At 55.9% G+C, this 26,230-nt stretch carries 19 protein-coding genes and 1 pseudogene; 6 read left to right on the forward strand and 14 right to left on the reverse strand.

Features of this window, described 5'->3' with window-relative positions; translation table 11 throughout:
* Nucleotides 1–31 precede the first annotated feature (31 nt).
* The 4 genes from PCH01S_RS19650 to PCH01S_RS19665 are packed head-to-tail and all read right to left on the reverse strand — an operon-like array spanning nucleotide 32 to nucleotide 4,036.
* Entirely contained in the window at nucleotides 32–880 is an 849-nt protein-coding gene (locus tag PCH01S_RS19650; protein ID WP_042232194.1) for a MurR/RpiR family transcriptional regulator, read from the reverse strand.
* Between the two features lie 30 nt (nucleotides 881–910).
* Nucleotides 911–1,615, reverse strand: a complete 705-nt coding sequence (locus PCH01S_RS19655) for a PIG-L deacetylase family protein (RefSeq protein ID WP_009675323.1) — start codon at nucleotides 1,613–1,615, stop codon at nucleotides 911–913.
* Between the two features lie 44 nt (nucleotides 1,616–1,659).
* Nucleotides 1,660–2,826 (reverse strand): serine hydrolase domain-containing protein, encoded by a 1,167-nt coding sequence (locus tag PCH01S_RS19660; RefSeq protein ID WP_042232197.1) that lies wholly within the window; start codon nucleotides 2,824–2,826, stop codon nucleotides 1,660–1,662.
* Complete coding sequence (locus tag PCH01S_RS19665) at nucleotides 2,816–4,036, reverse strand: exo-beta-N-acetylmuramidase NamZ family protein (RefSeq protein WP_042232199.1); 1,221 nt, start codon at nucleotides 4,034–4,036, stop codon at nucleotides 2,816–2,818. The genes PCH01S_RS19660 and PCH01S_RS19665 overlap by 11 nt, the downstream gene beginning before the upstream one ends.
* 513 nt (nucleotides 4,037–4,549) lie before the next feature.
* Here PCH01S_RS19665 and PCH01S_RS19670 point away from each other — a divergent pair.
* From PCH01S_RS19670 to PCH01S_RS19680, 3 genes are all read left to right on the forward strand, one after another.
* Complete coding sequence (locus tag PCH01S_RS19670) at nucleotides 4,550–5,491, forward strand: N-acetylglucosamine kinase (RefSeq protein ID WP_042232201.1); 942 nt, start codon at nucleotides 4,550–4,552, stop codon at nucleotides 5,489–5,491.
* 65 nt (nucleotides 5,492–5,556) lie between these two features.
* On the forward strand, nucleotides 5,557–6,471 hold the full coding sequence (murQ, locus tag PCH01S_RS19675) for an N-acetylmuramic acid 6-phosphate etherase (RefSeq protein ID WP_009675332.1): 915 nt from the start codon (nucleotides 5,557–5,559) through the stop codon (nucleotides 6,469–6,471).
* A gap of 32 nt (nucleotides 6,472–6,503) precedes the next feature.
* Nucleotides 6,504–7,817 (forward strand): GNAT family N-acetyltransferase, encoded by a 1,314-nt coding sequence (locus tag PCH01S_RS19680; protein ID WP_042232205.1) that lies wholly within the window; start codon nucleotides 6,504–6,506, stop codon nucleotides 7,815–7,817.
* Nucleotides 7,818–8,193: 376 nt separating this feature from the next.
* Here PCH01S_RS19680 and PCH01S_RS19685 read toward each other — a convergent pair whose 3' ends face one another.
* Entirely contained in the window at nucleotides 8,194–8,808 is a 615-nt protein-coding gene (locus PCH01S_RS19685; RefSeq protein WP_042232208.1) for a hypothetical protein, read from the reverse strand.
* 192 nt (nucleotides 8,809–9,000) lie between these two features.
* Between PCH01S_RS19685 and PCH01S_RS19690 the strand changes: the two genes are divergently transcribed.
* Together PCH01S_RS19690 and PCH01S_RS19695 are read left to right on the forward strand one after the other, a co-directional pair.
* Nucleotides 9,001–11,610, forward strand: coding sequence for a LuxR C-terminal-related transcriptional regulator (locus PCH01S_RS19690; protein ID WP_042232213.1), 2,610 nt, complete (start codon nucleotides 9,001–9,003; stop codon nucleotides 11,608–11,610).
* 488 nt (nucleotides 11,611–12,098) lie between these two features.
* Nucleotides 12,099–12,527, forward strand: coding sequence for a hypothetical protein (locus PCH01S_RS19695; RefSeq protein WP_042232215.1), 429 nt, complete (start codon nucleotides 12,099–12,101; stop codon nucleotides 12,525–12,527).
* Nucleotides 12,528–12,885: 358 nt separating this feature from the next.
* Here PCH01S_RS19695 and PCH01S_RS19700 read toward each other — a convergent pair whose 3' ends face one another.
* The 4 genes from PCH01S_RS19700 to PCH01S_RS19715 form a co-directional block, all read right to left on the reverse strand.
* On the reverse strand, nucleotides 12,886–14,166 hold the full coding sequence (locus PCH01S_RS19700) for a hypothetical protein (RefSeq protein WP_042232217.1): 1,281 nt from the start codon (nucleotides 14,164–14,166) through the stop codon (nucleotides 12,886–12,888).
* Between the two features lie 122 nt (nucleotides 14,167–14,288).
* Nucleotides 14,289–16,202: a threonine--tRNA ligase gene (gene thrS / locus PCH01S_RS19705; RefSeq protein ID WP_042232219.1), complete on the reverse strand. Its 1,914-nt coding sequence runs from the start codon at nucleotides 16,200–16,202 to the stop codon at nucleotides 14,289–14,291.
* 375 nt (nucleotides 16,203–16,577) lie between these two features.
* Entirely contained in the window at nucleotides 16,578–19,178 is a 2,601-nt protein-coding gene (locus tag PCH01S_RS19710; protein ID WP_042232221.1) for a metallophosphoesterase, read from the reverse strand.
* A gap of 275 nt (nucleotides 19,179–19,453) precedes the next feature.
* The gene (locus PCH01S_RS19715) at nucleotides 19,454–19,861 is read right to left on the reverse strand and encodes a GNAT family N-acetyltransferase (protein ID WP_042232223.1); all 408 of its coding nucleotides are present in this window, start codon (nucleotides 19,859–19,861) and stop codon (nucleotides 19,454–19,456) included.
* 435 nt (nucleotides 19,862–20,296) lie between these two features.
* On the opposite strand from PCH01S_RS19715, the gene PCH01S_RS19720 reads away from it, so the two are divergent.
* Nucleotides 20,297–21,271, forward strand: coding sequence for a hypothetical protein (locus PCH01S_RS19720; protein ID WP_042232225.1), 975 nt, complete (start codon nucleotides 20,297–20,299; stop codon nucleotides 21,269–21,271).
* A gap of 135 nt (nucleotides 21,272–21,406) precedes the next feature.
* Here the strand turns inward: PCH01S_RS19720 and PCH01S_RS19725 are convergent, their stop codons facing one another.
* The 5 genes and pseudogenes from PCH01S_RS19725 to msrA all read right to left on the reverse strand — a co-directional run bounded on the left by PCH01S_RS19725 (nucleotide 21,407) and on the right by msrA (nucleotide 26,159).
* Complete coding sequence (locus PCH01S_RS19725) at nucleotides 21,407–22,057, reverse strand: hypothetical protein (RefSeq protein WP_042232228.1); 651 nt, start codon at nucleotides 22,055–22,057, stop codon at nucleotides 21,407–21,409.
* 205 nt (nucleotides 22,058–22,262) lie between these two features.
* The gene (locus PCH01S_RS19730) at nucleotides 22,263–23,450 is read right to left on the reverse strand and encodes an MFS transporter (protein ID WP_042232229.1); all 1,188 of its coding nucleotides are present in this window, start codon (nucleotides 23,448–23,450) and stop codon (nucleotides 22,263–22,265) included.
* Nucleotides 23,451–23,588: 138 nt separating this feature from the next.
* Nucleotides 23,589–23,900, reverse strand: a complete 312-nt coding sequence (locus PCH01S_RS19735; RefSeq protein WP_042232231.1) for an ArsR/SmtB family transcription factor — start codon at nucleotides 23,898–23,900, stop codon at nucleotides 23,589–23,591.
* 59 nt (nucleotides 23,901–23,959) lie between these two features.
* Nucleotides 23,960–25,259, reverse strand: a pseudogene (locus PCH01S_RS19740) (arsenic transporter).
* A gap of 222 nt (nucleotides 25,260–25,481) precedes the next feature.
* A complete protein-coding gene (msrA, locus tag PCH01S_RS19745) occupies nucleotides 25,482–26,159 on the reverse strand; it encodes a peptide-methionine (S)-S-oxide reductase MsrA (protein ID WP_042232233.1) in 678 nt (225 codons plus the stop codon).
* Nucleotides 26,160–26,230: the final 71 nt, after the last annotated feature.

Here is a 26,230-nt window from a genome sequence, read left to right on the forward strand (position 1 = left end):
GAGCTGTGCGCACCGCGCAAGGTGCCGACATTCAGCGGCCGGTCATGCGCCGGATGATATCGCGGCTTTTTTCCAGATAGCCCACGGACTTGTCGTACTCCCGGCTGGCTACGCCCAGATACAAAATATCAATGACATTCAGCTGCGTCATCCGTGATGACATGGCTCCGCTGCGGATTTCGTTCTCCGTCGAAGAGGTGTAAAGCGGATAATCCGCATGCGAGCTGACCGAATTGTTGCCGTATTTCGTGATGGAAATCGTTTTTGCCCCGCATAGACGCGCTTCTTTCAAACATTCGATGACATGATCCGTTTCGCCGGAATAAGAAATGCCGACCGCCACATCGTCCTCGTTCAGCATCACGGCGGATGTCAGCTCAAGATGCGGATCGGTAAACGAATAGCTGGTCTTGTTGATCCGCAAAAACTTGTGCTGGGCATCCTGAGCGATCAGATTCGAAGCGCCAAGGCCGTAAAAGTACGTCCGGTTCGCCCGGCTCAGGGCCTCGACCGCTTTTCTCACCGTATCCGCATCCAGAATGGTCACCGTATCGCGAATGGACTGGATGTTGTTGGCCGATACCGTGTGGATAATCCGGTCGATAGAATCGTTCGGACGAATTTCCCGGTACTCGTATCTTTCCTCGGTCTGGTTCAAGTCACCGGCTACTTTGAGCTTCAGCTCCGGGTAGCCTTTCACGCCCATCGACTTGCACAAACGGATAATCGCCGCCTGGCTGCCGCCGCTTTCGGCCGCTAATTGCGCTACGGACATTTCCAGCATTCGATGCGGATGACTGAGCACAAATTCCGCTACCTTACGTTCCGATGGCGTGATATCGTCCAGAATTTCGCGCAGCCTGACTAATCCTCCGTTCATAATTCCTCTCCTTTGCCTGCGTGCCGCGCTTCAGAAAAATTGTACGCGTTTCGAAAGCGCGCCCGTCGGTACCGCGAACGCTTGAGCCCGCTTGAAGTTAGCCGGTGCGCCGCGCACGATCGTCAACGCTTTATAGTATTCGATGAACGGAAATCCGTAAGTTTCACCGCGTGCGTAGGCATACACATTCATCGCTTTAACCCAAGTCTCGTATGCTTCATCGGGAATGTCAATAAAAATTTCCGGGTTGAAATCGTACGGATCTTCCCAGTTATCCGCGTAGTACAGATGGTTCGCATAGTGGGACGGAAGCTCGCGCTCGATCGTCTTCAATCCGGCATAAAAACGCGCGTCATTGACAATATAATGCGTATTCGCGTGGTCTTTATGAATGCTGCCCTTCCAGTGGGTAAGAATGATATCCGGTTTCACTTCGCGGATCACATCCGCCACCTGGTATTTCACTTCTTCGTCGACGGGAAGCTCGGCGTCTTTGTAAGCCAGAAACTTGACGTCGGCTCCGACGATATCGGCGAATTTATGGGCTTCTTCGATTTTCTGCTTCGCATATTCTTCCGGAGTCAGGCGGGGATGCCCTTTCTCTCCCGGCGTCAGATGCAGGAAGGTGGCCTTATGACCGGCCTGCGTATATTTCGCGATCACGGCGCCCGCCGTCAAATCCAAGTCACCGGCATGACCGCCGATGGCCAAAATATGATGCTTTTGCTCTGTCATGTCAAATCGCTCCTTTGGGTTGGATTGCTCGGTTTACCGTCCAGTCAAAATTTATCATTCGTCACGACTGCTCCCGCAATCGCGTTATGCACGCAAGCGCGAAGCGCCGCTACCGTTCGGCCGCGTCCGTAATAGACCCGGTTGGTCAGCAGCACGACGGCCAAATCCCGCTCGGGGTCCAGCCACAGGCTGGTGCCCGTGAAGCCCGTATGGCCGAAGCTGCGCGGCCCCATCCAGTCTCCCGAGGCATCCAGCGGGTCGCCCTTGAGCGCCCAGCCGAGGCCGCGGCTCGCGCCGGGGATGCTCTCCGTGAAGCTGCGCACGGAGGCAAGAGCCGCCGCCCGCGAGAGGAGACGCGGCCCGGGCGCTCCCGCCGCGTCATGACGCGCTCCGGCTGCCGGAGCGGGCACAAGCCCGCAGCCCAGCCACATGCGGGCATAGCGGACCAGGTCGCCGGCCGCTGCGAACAGCCCGGCGTGGCCGCTTACGCCGCCGAGGGCGCGGGCGTTCTCGTCGTGGACGACGCCGTGCAGGCGGACTCCTGTGGAGGCGTCGTACTCCGTCGGCGCTATGTCCGCCGCCCGCCCGGCAGGCGGGCAGAACCCGGCGCTGTCCATGCCCAGCGGCCCGAAGATTTTGACGCGTGCCGCCTCGTTCAGCGGCACGCCCAGCATCTCCTCGGCTATGCGGCCGAGGGTCATGTAGCCGACGTCGCTGTATGCCATCCGCGCGCCGGGTTTGGCCTGCAGCGGGGTGCGGTACACCGTCTGCCACATCTCTTCCCGCGTCAGATGCGACGCGTGCAGATTGACAAGCGGCGGAAGTCCCGACGTATGCGTCAGAAGCTGGCCTACCGTGACTTCTTCTTTGCCGCCGCTGGCAAACTCCGGCAGCAAGGAAGCCGCCGGTGTATTCAGGGTCAGCCTGCCCTCGTCAATGAGCCCGAGCACCAGCGGCAGCGTTACGGTCACCTTGGTGAGCGAGGCGCAGTCGTACAGGGTGCCCGCATGTACCGGCGCCGGATCGGGGCCGTCCGGATCGGCGTGACCCGCCGCGTAGACGAGCTCCTCGTCTCCGCGGACGACGGCCAGCACCGCCCCGGGAGTAACGCCTGCCGCGATCTCGCGGTCAACAGCCCGGCATGCGGCGATTACCCCTTCCGGCGAAAGGCCCAGCGCCGAAGCCCCGGAAGCGGCCGCCTCATACCCCATTGCCGCGAGCCTCCGCGGCGGAAGCCGCTGCTGCCGCTTCCGGTCCATAGAGCAGATACTTGCTGCGAATGCCGGCCCATTCCTTCCCGTCGCGTTCCCAGGAAGCGATAATCGCTTCCAGAGCGCCGGGCTCGTGCAGGGTCAGGCGAATCCGGTCGCTCCCGCTCAGCAAGTCGATGAAGGTGGACTGGCCTTCCTTGAAAGGCGCCAGCCATTCGAATTCACCCGGATGTAGCCTTTGGATGCAGCTCAGCAAGTGAAGGCCGGTGACGGCCGATTTGTACACGCTCGGGTCGGTAACGAACGTCATCACGCCGTTGCACAACTGACCGGCATGCTTCGAGAAGGTCGGCGTAAACGTGACCGGGTGGAACCGGACGCCGGGAAGATTCAAGGCATTCAGCTCGCGGCAGGTTTCCTCCGCCTTCAACCAAGGCGCTCCCACCTGCTCGAAAGGCTTGGTCGTTCCCCGTCCTTCCGACAGGTTCGTTCCTTCGAACAGACAGTGCCCCGCGTAAATCCGGACCGTATCCATGGTCGGCATGTTCGGGGACGGCGGAAGCCACGGCAGCCCGGTATCGGGATATTCCATCTCCCGCTCCCAGCCTTCCATCTTGACGACATACAGCTCGCAAGGCGTCTTCATTTGATCGGCCGCCAGCAGAGCGAATTCGCCGATGGTCATGCCGGTGCGGGCGGGCATTATCCACGCGCCTACCATCGACAGCAGGCTTTCGTCCAGCAGGCCGCCTTCCCACTCAAGTCCGCCCAGCGGATTGGGACGGTCCAGCACAACCACGCGGACACCGGCTTCGGCGCAGGCTTCGAGTGTATAGATCAGCGTGCTGAGATACGTGTAAAACCGGACGCCGAGATCCTGGATGTCGAAAACCATCGCCTGAAGCCCCGAAAGCATGTCAGCCGTCGGTTTTTTATGCTTGCCATACAGGCTGTAAACCGGAATCCCGAGCTCCGGATCGATTTCATCCTCGAATCGGACGCCTGCCTGACGTTCCCCCCGGATACCGTGCTCGCAAGCGAATAAAGCGCCGAGCTCCGCTTCATCCAATGCAGCGCAAACCTGAATAGTGGACTGAAAGTCGCGGTTGATTCCCGTCGGATTCGTCAGCAGTCCGAATTTACGGCCCTTGAGCAACGCCGGCGCCATTTCCGGAAACCGGTCGGCTCCCGTTTTCACCTTCCCTTGCATGAGGTTCCCTCCCCTGTTGGATAATAAAATGGGATTTTCTTTTCCAATTATCTGTAACCGCTTTCTATGTGCCATTATACCGTTTACGAAATTTTATTTCAATTATTTTTTACTATATAAAATTTTGTTTCCCGTGCATTTTAAAGAAACTTCCCTTTATAAACAGGTAATTTAGGCCCTTCGGATAAATGACCCGCCGGTCTCTTTTCAATCAAAATTTTATTTCAGAAATTTTAAAAATATATAAACTTTTATTTTACAATCTTCCTGTGCTTCCGCTATACTATTGTCAGGGACTTCAACTGCATTCCCCTTTTTTTCCTCCGGTTTCCACGCCACACTTTTCCTTGACGGCCTGGAACTTCTTTTTATGTTTGCCTTACAGTCGTTCTCGACAGCGAATATCCCGAACCCGCCCGGCTCTGACTGCGGCAGGCAATCGGCCTAGTTTTATACATCATGCTGGCATTCCTTCATTTTTCCACAAAACTAACGGAAGAAAAGGTGACTCCCATGGATTATGTCATCGGCCTTGACGGCGGCGGCACCAAAACCGAAGCCCTCGCAATCGACTTGAGCGGCGCAGAGCTCGGCACCTGGACGGGCGGCCCGGGAAATCCTCACGCCGTTACTTTCGCAACCGCTTCGGCGGAGCTCGGTCGGCTCCTCACCACGGTCAAAGATGCTCTGCCGGGACGCAGATGCCTGGCCGTTTGCGCCGGCCTGGCCGGAGTAGACACCGCCGAGGAACGGAGCACAATGGAGCGGTATCTGACCCAAACGCTTACGGGAAGTGCTTACGAGGGTGTATCTCTACTGATTAAAAACGACGCCGAAATTGCGCTGAAAGCCGCCCTCGGCTCCAGCCAAGGCATCATCGCCATTGCAGGCACCGGTTCCATCATTTACGCCTTCGATTCCGAAGGGAATAAGTACCGTGCCGGAGGCTGGGGGCATCTGCTCGGCGATCAAGGCAGCGGCTACGACATCGGGCTCTCCGTTCTCCAAACCGTCATGAAAAGCTACGACGGCGTACTTCCCGCAACCATCCTTACGGAAGCCGTTCTTCAAAAACACGGCATCCGGGACGCATCGGAGCTGCGCGGAATCGTTTATCAGCCAGGCGTGCAGAAGGCCCAGATTGCCGAGCATGCGGAGTTCGCAGTCCGTGCGGCGGCGGCGGGGGATAAGCTCGCTCGTCAAATCATCGTGCGTTCAGCCGAAGATCTCGCCGACCTCGTCGTTGCGCTCCGAAACCGCCACCCTGAGCTTGACCGTCTGAAAATCGGCGCGGCCGGGTCGATTTTCGCGTACTGTCCGCTCTTCTACGATACTTTCCGGGTGAGCGTATCGCAGGAAGACGATTTATCGGACGTCGTCTTGTCCGGCCGCCGCTCATCTGCAGGCGCCGCCGATTACGCCAGGGAGCTTGCGGCCTCCCAAGGGGCGAAATAAGCGGCCGCCACGTATGCCGCGTTGCGACCGTCTTTATATCCCTTTTTAACTATCGGAGGTACCTTATGAAAGAAAATATACACAGTCTCACGACCGAGCAGCAAAATCCCCGGACCCGCCAACTGGACCAGAGATCTGCTTTGGATATCGTCACGCTGATCAACCAGGAGGATTTAACCGTCGCGGAAACGGTCCGGCAGGTGCTTCCGGCCGTGGCCGAAGCAGTTGATTGGATCACGCAGCGGCTTTCCGCGGGCGGCAGGCTCTTCTACTTCGGGGCGGGAACAAGCGGCAGGCTCGGAATTCTTGACGCATCCGAATGCCCGCCTACTTACGGGACCGATCCCAAGCTGATTCAGGGAATCATTGCGGGGGGACCCGATGCGATTTTGAAAGCGGTCGAGGGAGCGGAAGACAGCGAACAGCTCGGACGCGACGATGCGGATGCCTGCGGCGTCAGTTCCAAGGATGTCGTTGTCGGCATCGCGGCAAGCGGCAGAACGCCCTACGTGATCGGCGCCATGAAGCGCGCCCGCGAACAAGGGGCTAAAGTTATCGCCTTGTGCAACAACCACGGCACCCCGATGGCGGCCATCGCCGATCTGGCCATTGAGCCAGTTGTCGGTCCCGAGGTTGTCCTCGGGTCGACCCGCATGAAAGCGGGCACCGCTCAGAAAATGGTGCTGAACATGCTCACGACGGCCTCGATGGTACGGCTCGGCAAAGTTTATGATAATCTGATGGTGGACGTTCAGCCCTCCAACTACAAACTGGTCGAACGCGCCAAACGCCTCATTGCGATGGCAACGGGCTCGGACAGCGAAGAAATTTCCCGGGCTTATGCCGAATCGCAAGGCCACGTCAAAACCGCCATCGTCATGATTCTCGCTAAAATGTCCTATGAAGAAGCTTCCCGCCGATTACAGGAAACCGGCGGTAAAGTCCGCATGGCGGTTGAATCGTCCGAAAGTGCCTCATAAGCGTTTATTTCTCAGCGAAAGGTTGCATGCACATGAATGTCCGCTTAGTGAAACCTGATGAAATGACCGAAGCCGCGACGCTTGCCGACTCGATTTTCCGGGACGGCGAGCAGGTATCGATGGCCGCCGGCTTCCCTTATTTGTTCTCCGCCGTCACTTCCTCCTCGTTCGGAGCTTATGGAGAAGACGGCCGCATGACGGCTTTTATGGGATTGCTCCCGTCCGCCGTCCGGATCGGCGCCTCGGAGCTGAACGTATTCTCCGTCGGCGCGGTCTGCACGGCCCCGGAAGCACGGGGCCACGGGGTTGCCGGCCAGCTGCTCGATGCCGTGAAGGATCAAGTCGCCGAATCGGACGGCGACCTGATCCTCGTGTCCGGCACGAGAAGCCTATACACGCGCGCAGGCTGCCGCGAGTTCGGGACGATCCGGCGTTACACGCTTACGCCGGAAATGGCTCCGGCGCTTCGGGAAGCAGCCAATGAGGCTGCGCAAGCCGGCGTAAGCGATGGCGGCACGTCCTCGCAGACGGGTGCGGATGCCTCTGCCTGTGCGGCCTCGCAGGCCGCCGCAGGCGCTTCCCGTGGCACGGATGCGGCCGGACCGCTCCGCTGCCGGGAATGGACGCGCAGCGACCTGCCCGCTCTGGCCAAGCTGGCCTCTTCCCGCGAAGTCGCCTTCGAGCAGAGCCAGTGGGACCTGGCCATGCTCATTGACGCGCAGGCTTACGCGAGATGCGTGAAGCTGGGGCACCGCGTCTACGTTGCGGAACGCGGAGGCGTCCCCGCCGCGTTCCTGGTCGCCGCGCTGCCGGGTGGCCTCCGTCCGAAGATGACGCCGTTCGCCATCGAGTGGGCGGGCGAGCCTTCGGCCGTAGCCGCTCTGCTCGCGCATGCGCTGGAGACAGCGGCACCGGAGAAGCTGGACGTGCTCGCTTCCCGGCACGATGCCGGACTGGCCGCTTTGCTGCAGAAGCACGCTCCGCATGCGGACGAGCGGATCCTGGGCACCGTCTATGTACCCGATGCGGCCAGCCTTTTCCACCGGCTGAAGCCGTACTTGGCCGCTCTTCAGCCTGAAAAAGCCGCCCTGCTGGAAGCCGGCACCGGCGCAGCCGAACGCGGCATCCGGCTGTCCTATCCGGGTCTGGACGACTTGGAGCTGGATGCGGACGCTTGGATCGCGCTTCTGTTCGACGGTCCGTTCTTATTGCCGGGAGAGGAAGCGGGGGCGGACGCAAATGCGGCGCCGGTCCTTCCCGAAGGTACACCGGCACAATGGCGTGAGGCGCTGACAGATCTGTTCCCTGTCCCGTTTCCGTCGACCTCGGGCCTCAATTATATCTGACGCGCGCGTACCGTTTTCCCGTCGATACCGGCTTTCAGCCTAACCGGCGGGGTACACGGCAGTGTGCAGCCAATAAAAGCGCCAACCCTTAACGGGCCGGCGCTTTTTTTCGTTCCAATTCAACTATGATGTTCACCGCAAGCGTACAAACATATGCTTCTTGTACAAAACTCTCCGTTCGCAAAAGGTTTCTCGCGAACACCGGTTTTGATCACACCGCCCGCACGGTTTGAACTGCTGTTTGTACTGCTGTTTGTACTACTGTTTGTAACGTTTACTCTGTATGCATTACTTGCATTACTTGCATTACTTGCGTAGCTTATATTGCTTGCGCTTCCGTGCGACTTGCTTTTCACACCCCGTGCTTGCCGTAACGCTAACGTTCCCCGCGCGTGCACGCCAGAACGAAAATGCCCTCGCCCGCTCCGTTTGCAGCGGCCATCATCCGGCCCTTCCGGCTTATCCGGCGTGCGGGAAGCAGCCGGACGGAACCTTTTCTGTCCAGCATAAGCACGTTTATAGCCCTGTCCGGTTCCAGACCTTCCGGCAGCGGCAGAGCCAGCTCTATAGCCTGCAGGTCCTCCGACTTCATTTTCTGATCCCCACAGGAAACGGTGACGGCAAACCCGACAGGCTCCGAAAGAAGCAGGTATCGTCCTGCACCCGCCTCCCCGGTCAATAAGGCATCCCGTTCTTTTCGGCCCATGCTAATCTCGAACGAAACAGTCATCTCCGACAGCCGGACTCCCGGAACAAACTGTCCCGCGGCCGCACCAATACCGATTTGACCGGCGGGAATGCGGAAACTTCCGGCCCCAGTATCCAGTTCGATGAATGCTTCCCATAATCGGAGCAGCCCGATCATATCCCCGGCTATGCTCACGGATGCGTTTTCCACTTGCTGCGGCAGGTTCACATGAACATCCCATACAGCGTTAGAAAAGGAGGAGGGCTGTCCTCCGTTATATTCCCCGCCCGGCTTCGCCTGCACAATAGTTTGCTCTCCCTTCACTATAGCTTGTCGAGTCTCGATGCCTCCATCCGGCACAAAAACTCGCGGCAAGTTTACTAAGAGCGAATGAAATTATCCATTAACTTAAGTTAACTTGGAGCTTGTTTTTTTATATAATGATACAAAACAGATTGGAAACGACCGCGGCCGTCTGCCGCTTCCGGAGGACTTATGACTGATACGACTCCCGATGCCCCCGTTATTTTAAAAACAAAAATAGCCACGCCCCTTCCAAAGGCGAATCTGGTTGCCCGCGAGCGGCTGACCGATTCTTTGTCCCGGGGAATAAACGGGCGGCTTACGCTTGTCTGCGCCCCCGCCGGATTCGGCAAAACGACGCTGCTTACCCAGTGGGCTCACAGCTGCGGGCATACCTGCGCCTGGCTGTCCCTGGACGCCAGAGATAACGATTTTATCCGCTTCTGGCGTACGCTCATCCGTTCCCTGGCCGACAAGGCCGAAGACCCGGCCGGACAGCGGCTTGCCGCGCTTGCGCTATCGCTGCAGGATATTTCCTCCTCCACTTTTCTGGATGCGCTGTTAAACGAGCTTTACGAGTTTCCGGGAAAAACGGTGCTTGTTCTCGACGACTACCACCTGATCGGAGACGCACGGATTCACGACAGCCTGGCATATTTTATCGAATACCTGCCGACTGCGCTTCACGTGCTGATCGCCAGCCGCAGCGAGCTTCCTTTTTCGACTGTAAAATGGACCGCCAAGCGGGAACAAAACGAACTGCATACGGCTACCCTCCAATTTACGGCGGATGAAGCCGCGGCATTTTACCGACATATCCACCATCATCCTTTGACGGATGAACAGATCCGGCGCCTCGCCGCACAGACGGAAGGCTGGGTAACCGGCCTGCAGTTGGCGCTGCTGTCTCTCCAATCCGGGACAGACGCGGTCCGTTTTCTGGAGGAATTCCACGGAGACCACCGGGTTATCTCGGATTATTTATTCGAAGAAGTTGCCTCGAAATTGCTGCCGGATCTCTATTCCTTCGTGCTGAAAACATCCGTTCTTCAAGAGATGGATGCCGATCTGTGCGATGCGGTCACGGAAAGCGCGGACTCCCAGGTACTGCTCGAGCGGGCCAAAAAATCAAACCTCTTCCTGGTGCCCCTGGACGAGCGCGGCGCCTGGTTCCGGTACCATCATCTGTTCGCCGGGTTTCTACAGGAGCTGCTAAAACGCAAGCAGCCCGAGGAATGGCGACGACTGAACCGGCTGGCAAGTGCGGGCTGCATTTCGCGCGGTTTTATGAACGAAGCGGTGGAATACGCCATAGCCGGCGAAGATTATCCCCGGCTGGAGAGCTGCCTGAGGACCCACATGCCGGCCGTATTGGAAAGCGGAGAACTGGGCAACCTCCTGCGCTGGTTCCGCAGCTTTCCTCCGGAGTATGCCGTATCGCCCGCGTTGTCTTTGCACCATGCTTTCGTCCTGCTCATGGCGGGTCATGCGGAGCAGGCCGAGCAGCTATTGGACCGGGTGGAGTCGTCATTGGACGCTTCCATGGAGCCGGAAGAACGGAAAGAACTCCAGAGCGGGCTGCTCTTCGTCCGTTCGAATCTGATGTTTATTACAGGCATCTTCGATAAATGGTTCGCTCATATCGGTACTTTGCTGCATGAGATTTTACCGGCCGATCCGGCTTTTTACACGTTTAACTATAATCGGACCGAACCGCTGGTCAGACGGACTCCGCTCGGCCTTAAAGGCGTGCTCTCGCCCGATACGGAAAGGATCGGCGCCTTGTTCACCAGTCTGCTGGAAGCCCGAGGCTGGCAGGGTTCCTACATCTATTTGTATGTCATACAGTCGCTCAGTGAGGGCTACTACGAGTGGAACCGGCTGGAGGACAGCCGCAAATTGGCGGTGCTGGTCTCACGTTCAGCCCCGGCTAAGGAGCTGCCCGGCTTGTATGTGCCGATGCATCTGACGCAGGCCCAGCTGTATGCGGCTCAGGGGCGTTTCGAACTCGCCCATACCGCTCTCGACGAAGCCTTCGAGGCATCTTCCGGGCTGAAGGACAGCCGTTGGCGTCAGCTTTTGCAGGCGGCCAGAATCCGCCTGTATCTTAAAGAAGACCGCTCCGCAGACGTGAAAAAGGCGCTGCCGCAGCTCGGTGTGTCCGGGAAGGACAAGCCCGGTTTCCGGCAGGAGTTCGAATACGTGACGCTTGCGCGCGCGCTCGGCAGCCAGCGCAAGGAGAAAGAAGCGCTGCGCCTGCTGGAGCTGCTCAAACCCCAGTGTGAGCGGGAGCAGCTTCTGTCCGGCATCATCGAAATCGGCATTTTGCAGGCGCTCCTGGAAAATCAGCGGGGTCAGCGTACGACGGCTCTCCGCCATCTTCACGAAGCGCTGGAACTCGGTGCCCGGAACGGCTACATCAGGAGCTTCCTCGATGAAGGCAAAGCCATGGAAACCCTGCTGCGGGCTTATGCCAGACAATACCGCTTGACCCGGGAAGTGGCAGGGCAGGGAGGCGGGCTGCACGATTACGTATTGAAGCTGCTCAGCCTGTTCATGCCCGCCTCCCCCCAGCGCAAAACCCCAGCACCGCCGCTCGTGGAGGAACTGAGCCGAAGCGAGATCAGTCTGCTCCGCCTTATTCGCCGGGGCGCTTCCAACAGGCAGATGGCGGAACAGCTGACACTTTCCGAGGGGACGGTTAAGGTCTACCTCTCCCGCTTGTACGAGAAGCTGGGCGTTTCCTCTCGGACCCAAGCGCTCGTTACCGCGCAGGAGCTTAAGCTCCTAGATGCGGAATAGCATACCGGTTTGGCTGCAACTATGCTTGTTTTAGCTATTCCCGGCCCGCTTGTTCGCCAAGGCCGCTGCGCCGCCTAACCCCTCCGGATATGAGCCGGAGGGGATTTTTGTGTGGCCCTTGGTCCTGCTCTTGGTCCTGCTCTTGGTTCTGCTCCCTTTCCCGATTGCTCCGTACTGCTTTTTGCTTTTCAGTTTCTCAATTCAGATTTCAGAGCAGATTCAGGCTGATTTAATCCCGTTTTAAGAACTGACGGTTACAATGGGTTTAGGACAGCGGATCAAACGTTTGCCTTATCCCGTTTTAGAAGAGAATTTGCCGGGTAATGATTCCCTCCGCGCAACGGAAACTTATCTGCTTCGTATAAGACTTAGAGGACATCTTTTCAACTACATACGAATTACTCCATTCGCTTATCTGCCTACTTTCGCTTATAGATACCGTTGCTCGTCTGATCCCACCTATTCGTTTACAGAAAAGAGGAATACGCATGAGACCCAAACATATTTTAATCGCAGGCACTGTCGCTTTTGCCATCACGATCGGCGCGGGGTTCTGGAATGATGAAAGCACCGTGGAAGTCCAAATCATGATCCCGGATAACCCGGCCGCATTCGATAAAACGAAAACCGTCGCCACGCAAACCGCAGCCGTGCCTGTCCAAGACGAACTGCATCAGGCCCTGGGCGTCACTTCCGACGAAGAGATTTACGATGCTTTGTATAACGGACAGTCTCTGGCCGAAGTAGCGGCCAGCCGTTCGCGCGATGTGCGGGATGTCATAGCCCTGCAGACGTCGCAGTTGTCCGCGCAACTGGATGACCGTCTCGCCGGCGGAAGCTTGTCCCGGGAAGCTTATGAAGCCCACAAGGCAGAGCTGGTCGAGGTCATCACCCGAAGCGTCACAAACGCAACTTGACCGGTGTTTGCCGGTGTTTGCCGGTGTTTGCCGGTGTTTGCCGGTGTTTGCCGGTGTTTGCCGGTGTTTGCCGGTGTTTGCCGGTGTTTGCCGGTGTTTGACCGGTGTTTGACCGGTGTTTGACCGGTGTTTGACCGGTCTTTGCCGGTCTTCGCTGATCCGCTGCCCCCTCAAGCATCACGCTGTTAAAAAAAGAAAAAGGCGCCCCCGATTTTACGGGGGCGCCTTTTTTTATTGAATCTGCCGCATGCCTCATCGGCACTTGCGGTTAATAGTTCTCGTGGGCACGCGGCCAAGACTGTCGCCGGCGGAACCGCCCGACAAGGCCCTGCCTGCCGCAGCAGATTGATCGTGAGACTCATGTCTGCTGGAAGTGAGTCGCCGCGATTTGGCAATCCTTGCATACGAACGCATACGTAATCCCTTCGCCGTAATCATCCGCATCCTCCCAGGAGAATTGGGCCAGGAAGCTCATCTTCCCCGAGCACCCGGGACAATCCGGGTACTCCGCATCCTGAATCCACGTGGGGTGGCCTCCCACTTGTGAAGCCACCGCCGGCTCCTGACTCCAGACGGCGGCATAATACGTTCCCCGCTCTTTACCGGAGAACCGCAGAGCTGGCCGCTCTCCATCTTCCGGCGGCCCCTCCCCTTCCGGCTCCGGGGAAACGGCGGGAGCGGGATTGTACCGGCTCCATCCGCTTCCGCCTTTTCCGTCTATATCGGTAAACAAAAAGCCATAGCAGGTGCAGCTCAAGCAGGTCGCGATCTTCAACCTCTCGCCTTCCATATCCAGGAACCGAAGCGAAGGATGTCTGAGATCCAGATCGAACAAAACCGTCATTCCGCCACCGCAGCCTCTGCAAAACTCCTCGGTTTCTCCGAAAAGCGATACAGGCTCGCCGCCGGAGGGTATGCCTTTCTCAAACGTCCGGCACTCCTTGTAAAACAAGTCGCTTCTCAAACCTTCCCCGTTCAGCATCCATCCGGCCTCAAGCGAGTACTGGTGTGGAGGCACATACAGTTCTTCGGCCCAGACAGGCGGAGTTTCCCGCCATTGGTTAAAGCGGGCCGCCACCGTCTCATCTCCGATCCAGGCCAGCGCGAGCAGCAGGAGATTGCGGTTCTCCGCATCTTTTTCCACTTGATCCAGCAGGAAGTCCCGGATAGCGGCGGGAGCCTGCTTGTAGAGAATACCCGGGTGGTAGCATTCCTTCCGAATAAGCGCGGGCAGACAATCTTGCACCGGTATTCCCGTGAAACATGCCAGAGATAACAGAATGTCTTCCGCGATATCCGGCTCATCTTCCGCTATCAGCGCAGCCGCGTAAGCTTTCATCCTCTCCGCATCGGGCGCGGACAAAGAGGCATACAGCTCCTCGGCCGTTTTCTCGTATGCCGTATAGCGGATAAGAGGGTCCGAAACTCTCGGCTCGCACATGATTTTCAAAATCTCCACGGGGTCCGTTATCCCTTCGTAGAGATTCACATCCCTGCGGTGCCGGCGGATAAACTCTTCCCGCTCCAACCGCTGCCGGTACTGTACGCATGGCATACAGTAACCGCCTGTCTTCTCGGCTGTCCGGGGAAGAATCGTCGCCCCGCAATCCGCGCTTTTGCATGGAATACGCTCTGTCATCGCACGTCATCCTTTCACCCTCCGGCAGGCTCGCATGGAGAGCTCCGCCGGATTTTTCGCTTGAAATTCTTCCCGGGAACAGGAGGCCTGCCTTCCGCGCTCCTCTTTCTTCTCCCGAGCTCCTAAGCTTTACTGCGGATTTCTTCGAGAATAAGCCCGCAAATCTCCTCGATCGATTGAGGACCCAGATCCCCTTCCCCGCGTTTGCGGACCGCTGCCGTTCCCGTACTTTTCTCGTTCTCGCCGAGGACGAACATGTACGGCACTTTTTCAAGCTGCGCTTCGCGGATCTTGTAGCCCAGTTTCTCGTTTCTCAGGTCGACTTCCGCACGGATGCCCCTTTCGTCCAGCGATTTCTTCACGAGCATGGCGTAATCGGCGTAATGGTCGGACACCGGCAGAAGCTTCACCTGCACCGGCGCCAGCCAGAGCGGGAAAGCGCCGCTGTAATGCTCGGTGATGATGCCGATGAAGCGGTCGACCGAACCGTACACGGCCCGGTGGATAACGACCGGACGGTGTTTCAGGCTGTCCTCGCCAATGTACGTGAGGTCGAATTTCTCCGGCATTTGAAAATCAAGCTGAATCGTCCCGCACTGCCAGCTGCGCTTGAGCGCGTCGAGAATATGGAAGTCGATTTTCGGCCCGTAGAACGCGCCGTCGCCTTCGTTCACACGGTATTCGATGCCGCGGTTATCGAGCACGTTTTTCAGGGAAGCTTCCGCCTGATCCCACAGCTCTTGGGAGCCCATGGAATCTTCGGGGCGCGTGGACAGCTCGATCTTGTACTCGAAGCCGAAGACGCCGTAAATATGGTCGATCAGCTCAATCACCCGGCCGATTTCTTCTTCGATTTGATCGGGGCGTACGAACAGATGCGCATCGTCCTGGCAGAATGTGCGCACGCGCATCATGCCGTTCAGCGCTCCCGACATCTCGTGCCGGTGCACCTGCCCGTACTCCGCAAGGCGGATCGGAAGTTCCCGGTAGGAATGCAGGCTGTTTTTATAAATCAGCATATGGCCCGGACAGTTCATGGGCTTCAGCGCGAAACTCGTATCGTCCACATCGGTAAAATACATGTTGTCCTTGTAATGGTCCCAGTGGCCCGACTGCTCCCAGAGGCGTCTGTTCATCATGAACGGCGTACGCACTTCGTCATATTCCCGCTGCCGCTGGAGTTCCCGGGCGAAGCTTTCCAGCTCCGTGCGGATCGTCATCCCTTTGGGCAGGTAGAACGGCATGCCGGGTGCTTCTTCGGAGAACATGAACAGGCCGAGTTCCTTGCCCAGCTTGCGGTGGTCGCGCTTCTTGGCTTCCTCCAGCAGATGCAGATGCTCGTCAAGCTGCGCTTTCTTCGGGAACGACGTGCCGTAGATACGCTGGAGCATCTTGTTGGCGGAATCCCCGCGCCAGTAAGCGCCTGCCACGTTCAGCAGCTTAAACGCTTTGATCCGCCCCGTCGAAGGCAGATGCGGTCCCCGGCACAAGTCGAGAAATTCTCCCTGTTCGTAGACCGAAATTTCCGCCTCCTCCGGCAGGTCTCGGATCAGTTCCAGCTTCAGGGGATCTTCCATGTCGCCGAAGATGCGGAGAGCCTCCTCCCGGCTTACGACCCGGCGGACAATCGGCAGGTTTTCGCCCGCGATCTTCTCCATCTCCTTCTCGATGGCGGCGAGATCTTCGGTCGACAAGGGCTTTTCGAGATCCAGGTCGTAATAGAATCCGTCCTCGATAACCGGGCCGATGCCCAGCTTCACGGCCTTGCTGCCGTAAATCCGCTTGATGGCCTGCGCCATGAGATGCGCCGTGCTGTGCCGGTAAATGTCCAGGCCTTCGGCGCTATCCGGCGTGATAATCTCCACGGCGCTGTCCCGGTCGATGGACGTGTTCAGATCGACCGGTTTGCCGTTTAGTTTGCCTCCGAACGCGTTCTTACGAAGTCCCGGACTGATGGACTGGGCCACCTCTTCAATCGTCGTTCCTCTGGAGTACTCCCGGACCGATCCGTCTGGCAATTTCACTTGAATGTTCATCGCTTATCCCTCCACGAGTGTTTTGTTGAACGCAAAAAAACGCAGCTCATCCACAAAGGGACGAGTGCGTTCAGCTCGTGGTTCCACCCTCATTTGATCCGCCGCAAAAACACGTGCGGAATCCTCATTTGGCATCCGGTAACGGAGATGATCCGGTGTCATCTACTGCCGCTCGGATCTTGTGCGGGTTCGATGCCACGGCTGCAAAGGGGTAATTCCGCATCCGTCGGCAGGAGAAGCTTTCAGCATGTGCTTCTCTCTCTGAGCAGCCCGTGAAGGGAATCGTGTCTTTGGTCAATGCCTGTATGGGTAGAAATTATAGAATCGCTCTTGAAGGATGTCAAGCCGCGAATTTCTACTTTTCTCCATTCCAGGTCACTTCGTGCCGCCTGCCGTGCTGATTTCGACCGGTTCGGAATTATTTCTTCCCCCGACGGCTTTAACGACAAACTCGTAGGTTTGTGCGGAGTCGATGCCGTTCAGCGTATAGCTGTAGGCGGTTTGCCCGCTGACGGCCGGAACGTAGGCGCTCCAGTTAATGCCCGCCCTGCCGTTCTTCTCGTAAATACGGTAGCCTCTAACCGGCTCGGATGTGCCGGCGGGAGCTTTCCAGGAAATAACCGCCTTGCCCGACTGTTTGGCGGCGCTCGCATTTTCCACCTTGGCGGGTTTGCCGTCCGTCCGCTTGATGCTGTAGGACTCATAAACAGCGATGGGTTTGTCTTTTACGGCCGTATAAGACGTGAATTTAAGCACATCGCCGGTGATCGACACATCCACGAACATCTTCTTATTCGGCTGCTCGTTCTTGGCTGCGAAGAACGTATCCGCTTTCGGGTTCAGATCGTAGAACTTCGAAGCGCCGGAGTTGCCCATCAGGTATACGGTGCCTTTCGGATTCACGACGTTGCCCTGCTCGTCGATAATGACGTTTTTGATGGGAACGTTATTCAGCATCTGGTAGGATCTCATGTACATATGGTCATGTCCTTCGAAAACCATGTCAACGCCCAGCTCGTCGAATACCGGAATCAGATACTTGCGATAAAACTTCACCCGATCGTCTTCCGCCGTGGCGTTGTCTCCCGAGGAATAAGGTCCTTTATGCATGGAAACGAATTTCCATTTCTTATCCGATTTGGCCACCTGATTCCTCATCCATTCCAACTGCTTCGTAAATTGAGGATCGGCTTTATACGGGGAAACTTCCCCTTCGTACTGGGAATTGATTTGCATAAAGAGCGCATCGCCGTATTCAAACGCGTAAACCGATCCGTCATGGGCACCGGTCCCGACATCCTTGGGCAGATTAAAGTGGTTGTAAAAATTGTTGTTGGGATAGTCCTCCACCTCGTGATTGCCGATAATCGGGGCGAACGGCACGTTGGCGAACTCTTTTTTCGGAACCCCCAGGAACCACTGCCACAACTGCTCCAGATCGCCGTCATCCGTCAAATCGCCCGTCAGCAGGACGAATTTTGGATCTACCGTCTTCTCGATGGCTCTCTTGAACGTATCCTGCCACAGCTCGAAATTGGATTTGCTGGAGCCCTGCGTGTCGGTCACGTACAGGAAATGAAAATCCTGATTGTCGGCCCGGTCCGTCGTAAAGGACCCGGTCTCGCTCCAGCCGTCCGCATCTCCGTTGCCGGCCCTGTAGACGTACTTCGTGCCCGGCTTAAGCCCGCTTGCAGTCGCTTTGTGACTGGCGAATTTCTTGTATTTCTTCGAGCTTCTGTCACCCGCGGTCATCAGCGTGTCGATGACAGTGACACTGCCCGTGTAGCTCTGCGCCAAGTCAGCCGGGAACGTGCCGTCCGGGGCTTTGGATGCTTCCACCACCTGGACAACCGTGCCCTTCACCGTTTCGGCCGTATACCAGTCGAACGAGATGCTTGTTTTCGGGTCGCCGTTGAACGTCATGTTCAGCAGAGACGGCGTTTTGACGCCGGAGTCCGGCAGCCTCGTCGTGAAGCTCCACGTAATGTCGGCGGACGGGGCTGCGCCGTCCTGGGCGCCTTTTACGAGTTCCTTGGGAACGGTGACCTTGTAAGTTTTTCCGGCCGTCAGATCGGGATGGCTGATTTTGAGGGTGCTGCCGCTCACCGCCGACGAGACGCCGGAAAGCGAAGCGCCGCCGCTGTCCGTGATCGCCGCTTTATACGCGTTGTCCTGCACCACGGCTTTGTTGAAGGTCACGCTGATTTCGGTGTTCACAGCCGCATCGGCCGCTCCCGGAGCGGGAGTTCTGCTTACAGCCGTCGTCGGCTGTTCCCCGGGTTCGCCGCTGCCGCGTTCGCCGGTCACAAGCACATCCTTGATCCGGCTGGAACCCGAGCTGGATACTGTGCCGCCGCTTACACTGGCGTTCGAGCTTACGACCCAGCGGATGTACAGCACATCCTGATAGCCAGCCCCTTGCGGCAAAGAGAGGTTCGTTAATTTGCAGGTACTATTCGGACAGCTGAAATTATTTTGGGCCAGGACCAGCTTCCCGTTCGGAATGTCCGTCCACGTCTGTTGATCGGTGCTGAATTGAACTTTGAAATCTCGCGGGCCCGTGCTTGAGGAAGTCTGCTGCGATGATAGGGTGATGTTTTCATACCCTTTGGTGGAGAGTGCCGCGAGCCAGTATTTCTTGCCGCTGCCGTCGTGCCAGCCCTGATTGCGGACGCTGTTTTCGCCGGGTTCGTATGTGTACTGGTCGGTATTGGTGCCTACGTCGCGGATCGAAGAAGCCGATTGGAACACACCGCCCGTGGCGGGAAATACACCGTTACTGCCTTTGTCCTTGAAAATCCACTGCGCCAGCGTTTCTTTAACCGCCACCGCTTCCGTCTGTGCGCCATTGCCCGCTCCCGCCGTCCCGCTCGCCGAAACGGCTCCGGCCAAGTCGAGCGCCAGCAGCAGGAACACGACGAACAGACTGATGGAACGCGTCATTCTTTTTCCGGGAAAAAATCGTTCCTTCCGCATTTTGCTTCCTCTCCTCATGTGATCAGATGGGTAAAGCGGTGCATCCGCAAAATTAAAGCGCTTTAACTTTGCTCCATTTATCTTATCACGGACTCCAAATTTTTGTAAATTATCAAAGATAAGTGAGTAACCAAACAAAAGGGCGCCGGCATGTCCGTCCTCGCAGTGACGCAGCACAAAAAGCACGGGTCCTCGCGGACTCGCGCTTTCGACAAAGCCGTGCGGCTGTAGGGCTCCTCAGCCTTTCCTGTAAACCGAACGGGCCGCCCGGTTCGTCAGCCTTTCATAACACTGTCGGAACTGTACGTATCCGAGTATTGCGTCTCGCCTTCCTTCAGCCACACATCCGCAAATTCGTCCGGATTTTGCTTAAATTGCTCCAATACGTACGAGCAGGCGGGAATAATTTTTCTGCCGTTCTCGCGGGCCTCCGCAACGACATAATCCAGCAGCATTCGACCCAGGTTGCGGCCCCGGTACTTGGGATCGATAAACGTATGGTTGACGATCCATGTGTCTACGTCGACCATATGGTACGTCATTTCTCCCACCGTGCCGCCTATGCCTGTCAGGATATAGCTGGTTCCCTGCTTCTGGACCACGATGTCCACATATCCCTCTTCGCCCGTCTCGCGGGGGGCGGAGTTCTTTTCCTCCGGCAAGTTCTCGTTCAATTCACTCATTTTATCGCACCTCCTGAAAAGAGTTATCGTTCCGTAGGCAAGCGGATGAAACCGCGCTATAGAACCTCTTTACCCTAAGAGAGGGGTTGTGAAGCTGATTTTCCCCGGCGACAGCCTTCCCGAAACCTCTCTTCAACTCCCGAAAAGAAAGGGGTTTTTTGGCGAAAAAACGAAGGGTTCGCGCGCCTATTCCGCATTCCGTGTCGAATGGAGCTAATTTCTACAAATAAGGACAAAAACTGAACAAAAATTGTCGATTACTTTTTTAATTGGTTGTGGTACTATAATTTGTAAAATACTTTATCTAATTAAAGTTTTGGGATTTTCTATTTTTGCAAGCGCTTCGATAACCTAAAAATCACGACTCTTTCCCCAAATTAACTATGAAAACGGATGAATGGACATCTTATTTTAACAAGGAGGTGAAAACAGACTATGTACCTTCCAAAATGGAGCGGTTTGTACGTCCACGTCAAATGGTTTACCGAAGATCACGTCTGGAACCCGCAGCCCATGGCCAAAGTCATCACGCCCGCTTTTCTGCTGTGGCTTGGGGTCACACTGGCCGCCCTGCTCGTCTGTGTCCTCTTCAGCGAATCGTTGGAGCGGATCGATCTTGTACGCCGGGTTCATCAGTTTTTGAACGGATTAAAGCGCTACCAATTGCTTATTCTGCGCGTCGGTGTCGGTTTGGGCCTGCTGATGCAGCTTTTTACGGGCACGTATCTCGCGCCGTCTTTCGTATCGGACCATGTCTGGGTATACGCCGTGCTGATTCTGGCTATCGCGGGGCTTCTCCACCGCAGGCTGCTGGTCGTGAGCGGGGCCGCACTCGCTGTGCTGTATGGGTATTCCCTCGTTACATACGGGCTCTTCCACGGGCTTGATTATTTTTTCTACGCCGGCGTTATTTATTACCTGCTCGTCACCGAGAGCCGCTGGAAGCAAACGGCTACACCCGTTCTCTACCTATGCACGGGGCTGTCCCTCGCTTGGCTTTCCATGGAAAAAATGACACTGGCCAAGCTCGCCTGCTCGCTTATGCACGAGTACGGACTCCCTACGCTCGGCTTCACGGTTGAAGATTTCGTGCTGATCAGCGCGTTTATCGAAATGGGGCTCGCCTGGGCTTTTATCATGGGGATCATGAACCGCTTCACGGCTATTCTGCTTACCAGCGTTTTTCTCATGACGACCACCTTTTTCGGGTTCAAAGAAATCGTGGGCCACACCATTATGCATACGATTCTTATTTTGTTCATTATCGAAGGGAGCGGTGCCGCCAAAACGTTATACCAGTTCCACCGTACACCCGTCATGCGATGCTTGTTCGTTGCCGTTAACTTCTGCATCATCGTGTTTGGCTTGATGGGCATTTATATCTGGCTGGGACAATTTAATCCACTCTAATTTTCGGAAAGAAGGAAACTGATAAACACTTCTCCCTCAACAAAAAAAGGACGCGGGCTTATCGCTTGGAACAGCCCCGTCCTCTTTTACATTTGCGTACCCTTGCTCTGTCTATAATCGCGCGGAACAAGCCCGTTATCGGCCCCGGTCGGCACGCAGCCCCAGACCTTCCAGCTCCGTCAGGGCGTCTTTCGCGCTCCGCTGCGGATTTAGCGCCGCTATAAGCTCTTCCGTAACAGCCGCACCGGCGAATAGCCCGCGTACCGCTTCAAGATCGACCGGTTTCTCGTAGTAGGACACGGCCCACTCCGCATGTTCCTCCGGTGTATGCTTCAGATAGCCGAGCAGAAAATCGGACCCGTCATCCTCCCCTTCGGCCTCTTGGGGCTCTCCGGTCTTCCATGCCGAATCGCCGGCCTGCCGCCAGATGCAGAACGTAACGTCCTCCCGTTCGAACAGGTCGTTGTCCAAATAGGCCAACAGTCCGGCGGGTGCCGTCTCATACATGCCCGGCCATATGCCATACTCCTCGCGGGCATGCGGGCTGAGAGGCGACATGTGGTCGAAGCCCTTCATGATGACTCCTTCTTCCGCGAAAACCACGTACACGTCATCGCCCGCCCCGTTGTCGACGATCCCTAAAGCGGCGTCTTCTTTCCAGTCCGGCACGTACCGGTACACTCTCAGCCAATCTTCCTCGTTCATGATTACATCCAAAGCGGCCATATGCAGCAGCTGCCTTTTCAGCTCAGCCGGTTCCGGCAGCGGCTGTCCCCAGTTTTTCATTCGTTCTCCCCCTGTCGGCAAGGTTTCTCCGGCTCCTCGCGGGAGCCTTTTCTATCCGAATCCTATTCCTCGTTCTCTATGCGGATCCTCCTTATCGTACAAAAGTGTTCCTGCCTGCACAAGTCGTGAGATCCTGCTGCGTATCCTCGTCCTACCGCACCTCAAACGCGGCACTCCGGACATCACACTTAACGCTTGAAAAGCGTTATTCGGTGGCAGCCTGGTGTTCTATCGAATCCGCTTGAGTACGGAATGCACTCATTTTAATCAGAATCAGAACAAACGCGAGTCCTGCAAACAAAACCCCGCTCCAGATAAGCTGATGCACACCGAGCCGGGAAATAAACCAGCCTCCCGCCGCGCTTCCTATCGTAATCCCCAGATTCGAAAACGATACGAAAAGACTGTTGCCGAACTCGGGAGCTTCCCCCGATTCCTCCATCAGCCATGTCTGGCTGATAATGAGCCCGCCTGAGTGTACAATCCCCCACAAGACAATCATTCCGATCATCGGAACCAGATAGGACCCCAGCCAGTAGTTCATCAAATAAATGACGGCGTACAGAAGCGGAAACAGCAGTACCGTCTTCTTCACGTTCTTTTGCAGCAAAACACCAAACAGAAAATTTCCCATAATCATAACGACACCGAACACCATCAGCATCGCGCTGATTAACGAGCCTGTCATGCGGGTCACTTGGCCCAGATACTCCGCAAAGTAGCTGTACACCGAGAACATAGCCGCAAACAGGCACATAACGGCCGCAATATTCAGCCATAAGCCCGGTTTCCGCAAAATACCGAGCTGTTTGCCGTACGACATTCTTTCCTTAACCGGCATGGACGGCAGCCAGAAAAGGATGCCCATAAATGCGGCCCCGTTCACAAGGGCCCCGAACAGAAACGCCGCTTCCAGCGAAAGCTGCTCCGCCAAATAAGAAGTGAGGGGAACTCCGAAAGCGAACCCGACCATAATGCCGGCAAAAACTTTAGTCACCGCTTGGCCGCTCTTTTCCGGGGGAACGAGCTTGGCGGCAGTCACCAGCGCTACCGAGAAAAACACCGGGTGGAAGAACGCCGGGAGGATGCGGAACAGCAGCATCACGTTGTAGCTGGCCGTCATCATGTAAACGAGGTTGGAAATCGCGAAGACAAGGACGGAAAGAAGCAAAATCCGTTTGCGATTTATTCCCGAGGCAAGCAGTGTCAGGAACGGTCCGGACAGAGCCACCACGAGAGCAAACGCGCTGACCAGCAGGCCCGATTGGGAGGCCGTTACCCCGAATTTCTCCGTAATTTGGGGCAGTACTCCGACCACTCCTATTTCTGTCGTAATAATGCCGAAAACGCCCAAGGCGAGAATCACAATGAGCAGCGTATTTCTCTGTTTCATGCAGCAAACACTCCTGTCTGACTCGTATTTTGTATCTATGTGGAATGAGAAGTGAATTCTCATGAATAAGGATCATTCATATTATTATTTATATATCTAGATATATAGATTTATTTGAGTAAAAAAAAGCGCTCCTTCCTAAAGTTCATTCCGGATATAATCGGCAAACTCCCGGATTGTTTTTTCATTGCGTCTGTAAAACGTCCACTTGCCTATCCGTTCCGATTCGACTAGTCCTGCCTTCTGCATAGTCGCTAAATAGCTGGAGATTACCGATTGCGCAAGCCCCGTCTTCCCCTGCATATCCGCTACGCAGACTCCGGTCTTGAATTCGATGCCGTGCTGGATATAAGGCGCCGGGTCGAAATGTTCGGCAGGATCTTTGAGCCATTCGAGAATTTGCCGCCTTGTTTCGTTGGCCAATGCTTTATAGATCAATAAAGGTTCCATGCTCCCTATTATATCTAGATTTATAGATTTGTAAACCACCGGTCCGCTAACCGCCCGCGTCAAGCCAGAATCCTTAACCAGAAGTACAGGCCCAGCAGAGTAATAAACAACGTAGGAACGGTAAGAAGAACCCCCGTTTTAAAATAAACACCCCAGGAGATTTTCACTCCTTTGGAATTCAGGACATGGAGCCAGAGCAGCGTCGCCAGGGAACCGATAGGGGTAATTTTGGGTCCCAGGTCGGAGCCGATCACATTCGCATAGATCAGCGCTTCTTTCGCGGGACCCGCCGCGCTGGTTGCGTCAATGGCGAGGGCGTCAATCATGACGGTAGGCAAGTTGTTCATGAGCGAAGAAGTCAAAGCGGCAAGAAAACCCATCCCCATTGTCGCCGCGAACATTCCCCGGTCAGCCGCCGCCTGAATAACACCGGCCAGCAGATCCGTTAAGCCTGCATTGCGCAGCCCGTATACGACCACATACATCCCGACGGAAAAAAAGACGATCGCCCCTCGGAGCACCTTTCACCACTTCCCGGACCGGAACGGCAGAGCTTTTACGCGCCATCAGCAGCAAGAAAAAGGCCATAACACCGGCGATAACCGACACGGGAATGTTCAGATACTCGCTGACGAAATACCCGGCTAGCAGAACTCCCAGAACCACCCACGACAATCGGAACATGGCGGGATCTTTAAGCGCATCCGCCGGTCTTTTCACCTGCTCCGCGTCAAAACGCCTGGGAATACTTTTCCGGAAGAAAAGATACAGCACCAGAATGCTGGCAGCCAGCGAAAATAAATTCGGCACGATCATCCGCCCGGCGTATTCCATGAAACTGATCCCGAAATAGTCTGCCGAAACGATATTCACCAGATTGCTGACGACCAGCGGCAGGGACGTCGTGTCCGCAATAAAACCGCTGGCGATAATGAATGGGAACACTTTCTTCTCGTCGAAACGAAGCGCCCGTACCATGGCCAGCACAATCGGAGTCAATATCAACGCGGCTCCGTCATTGGCAAAAAACGCCGAGACAAATGCTCCGAGCACCGATACATATATAAACATGCGAAGACCGCTGCCTTTGGCCGCTTTGGCCATGTGCAGCGCCGCCCACTCAAAAAAACCGATCCGGTCCAGAATCAGCGAGATCAAAATAATCGCCACGAATGTCAGCGTTGCGTTCCAGACGATATTCGTGACATCCCACACATCCTGAAAGGTGACCACACCCGCCAGAAGAGCTGCCGCCGCTCCGGCACAAGCCGACCAACCGATAGACAAATTTCGGGGCTGCCAAATAATCAGCGTCAACGTAATCAAAAAAATGAGACACGCCCACACTACAGTACTCACTGCACCAACCTCCAACTTAACGCTTCGTTCACGAAATACCGCTAATTTTTCGTTATAAGAGCCCTGTAATCCGGAATATTTTAAAAGAATTTCAAATCGATATTATTATATAACCATATATTTATATACACAACCTATTTTCCCGGATTCCAGATATGTCGGAGTAGATTTTCGACATACAGTTGAGTTTTGCAAGTATTTCATCTCTGCTCTGAAAGCTGCCTACCACCGGATCCGACGGATCAGATCGAGAACCTTCTGCCGGGCCTCCGGCTCAACCGGCCACTGCTTGATCTCTCCGGCAACCCGCTCCAGGCTCGTGTAGCCTTTGGCCAGTCCGTTCAGCCGCGCCGCCAAAGTCGAATTCACCAGCTCGTGGTTAGAAGGATACAGGGTGCCGAGCTTGTCGACGGCATCCGGAAATCTTTTCAAATAGTATTTCTGATGCCGTTCTTCTGCCGGATAAAAAATCGAGTAGGGAGCCACTTCCGTCTCCGTTTCCGTGCTTCCCTGTTTCTTGCGCCGCGAAATAACCGCTTGAACAGCATCCTGCTGCTCCCTATTATGGTACAAAATCAGCGACAAATACTGCCGCCCTTTATACCCGTTTATGTTGACGGGATTGTGGTTATTCCAGAAAACGTCCAGAATATCCTCAAACGTAATAACCCCCGGGTCAAACTCCAGCTCTACCGTCTCCGAATGGTCTCCCATTTCGCGATAAGTCGGCTGTTCGGTCCTTCCCCCGGCATAGCCTACCCTGGTGCGGATTACACCGGGCAAATGGCCGAACAAGGCATCCGGGCTCCAAAAACAGCCCATTCCGAGCGTTGCCGTTTGCAGATTGCTTTGCGGAAGCGTCAGCCCCGCCGTCTCCTTTCCGACATGACAATCGTTCATTCAATCCCGCCTCCTCCATATGAATAAGCCTATCCGTGCTATTGTTCCCCACCCACAGGTGCAACTAATAA

The sequence above is a fragment of the Paenibacillus chitinolyticus NBRC 15660 genome, from assembly GCF_000739915.1.
In the GTDB taxonomy this organism is placed as follows: domain Bacteria; phylum Bacillota; class Bacilli; order Paenibacillales; family NBRC-103111; genus Paenibacillus_F; species Paenibacillus_F chitinolyticus.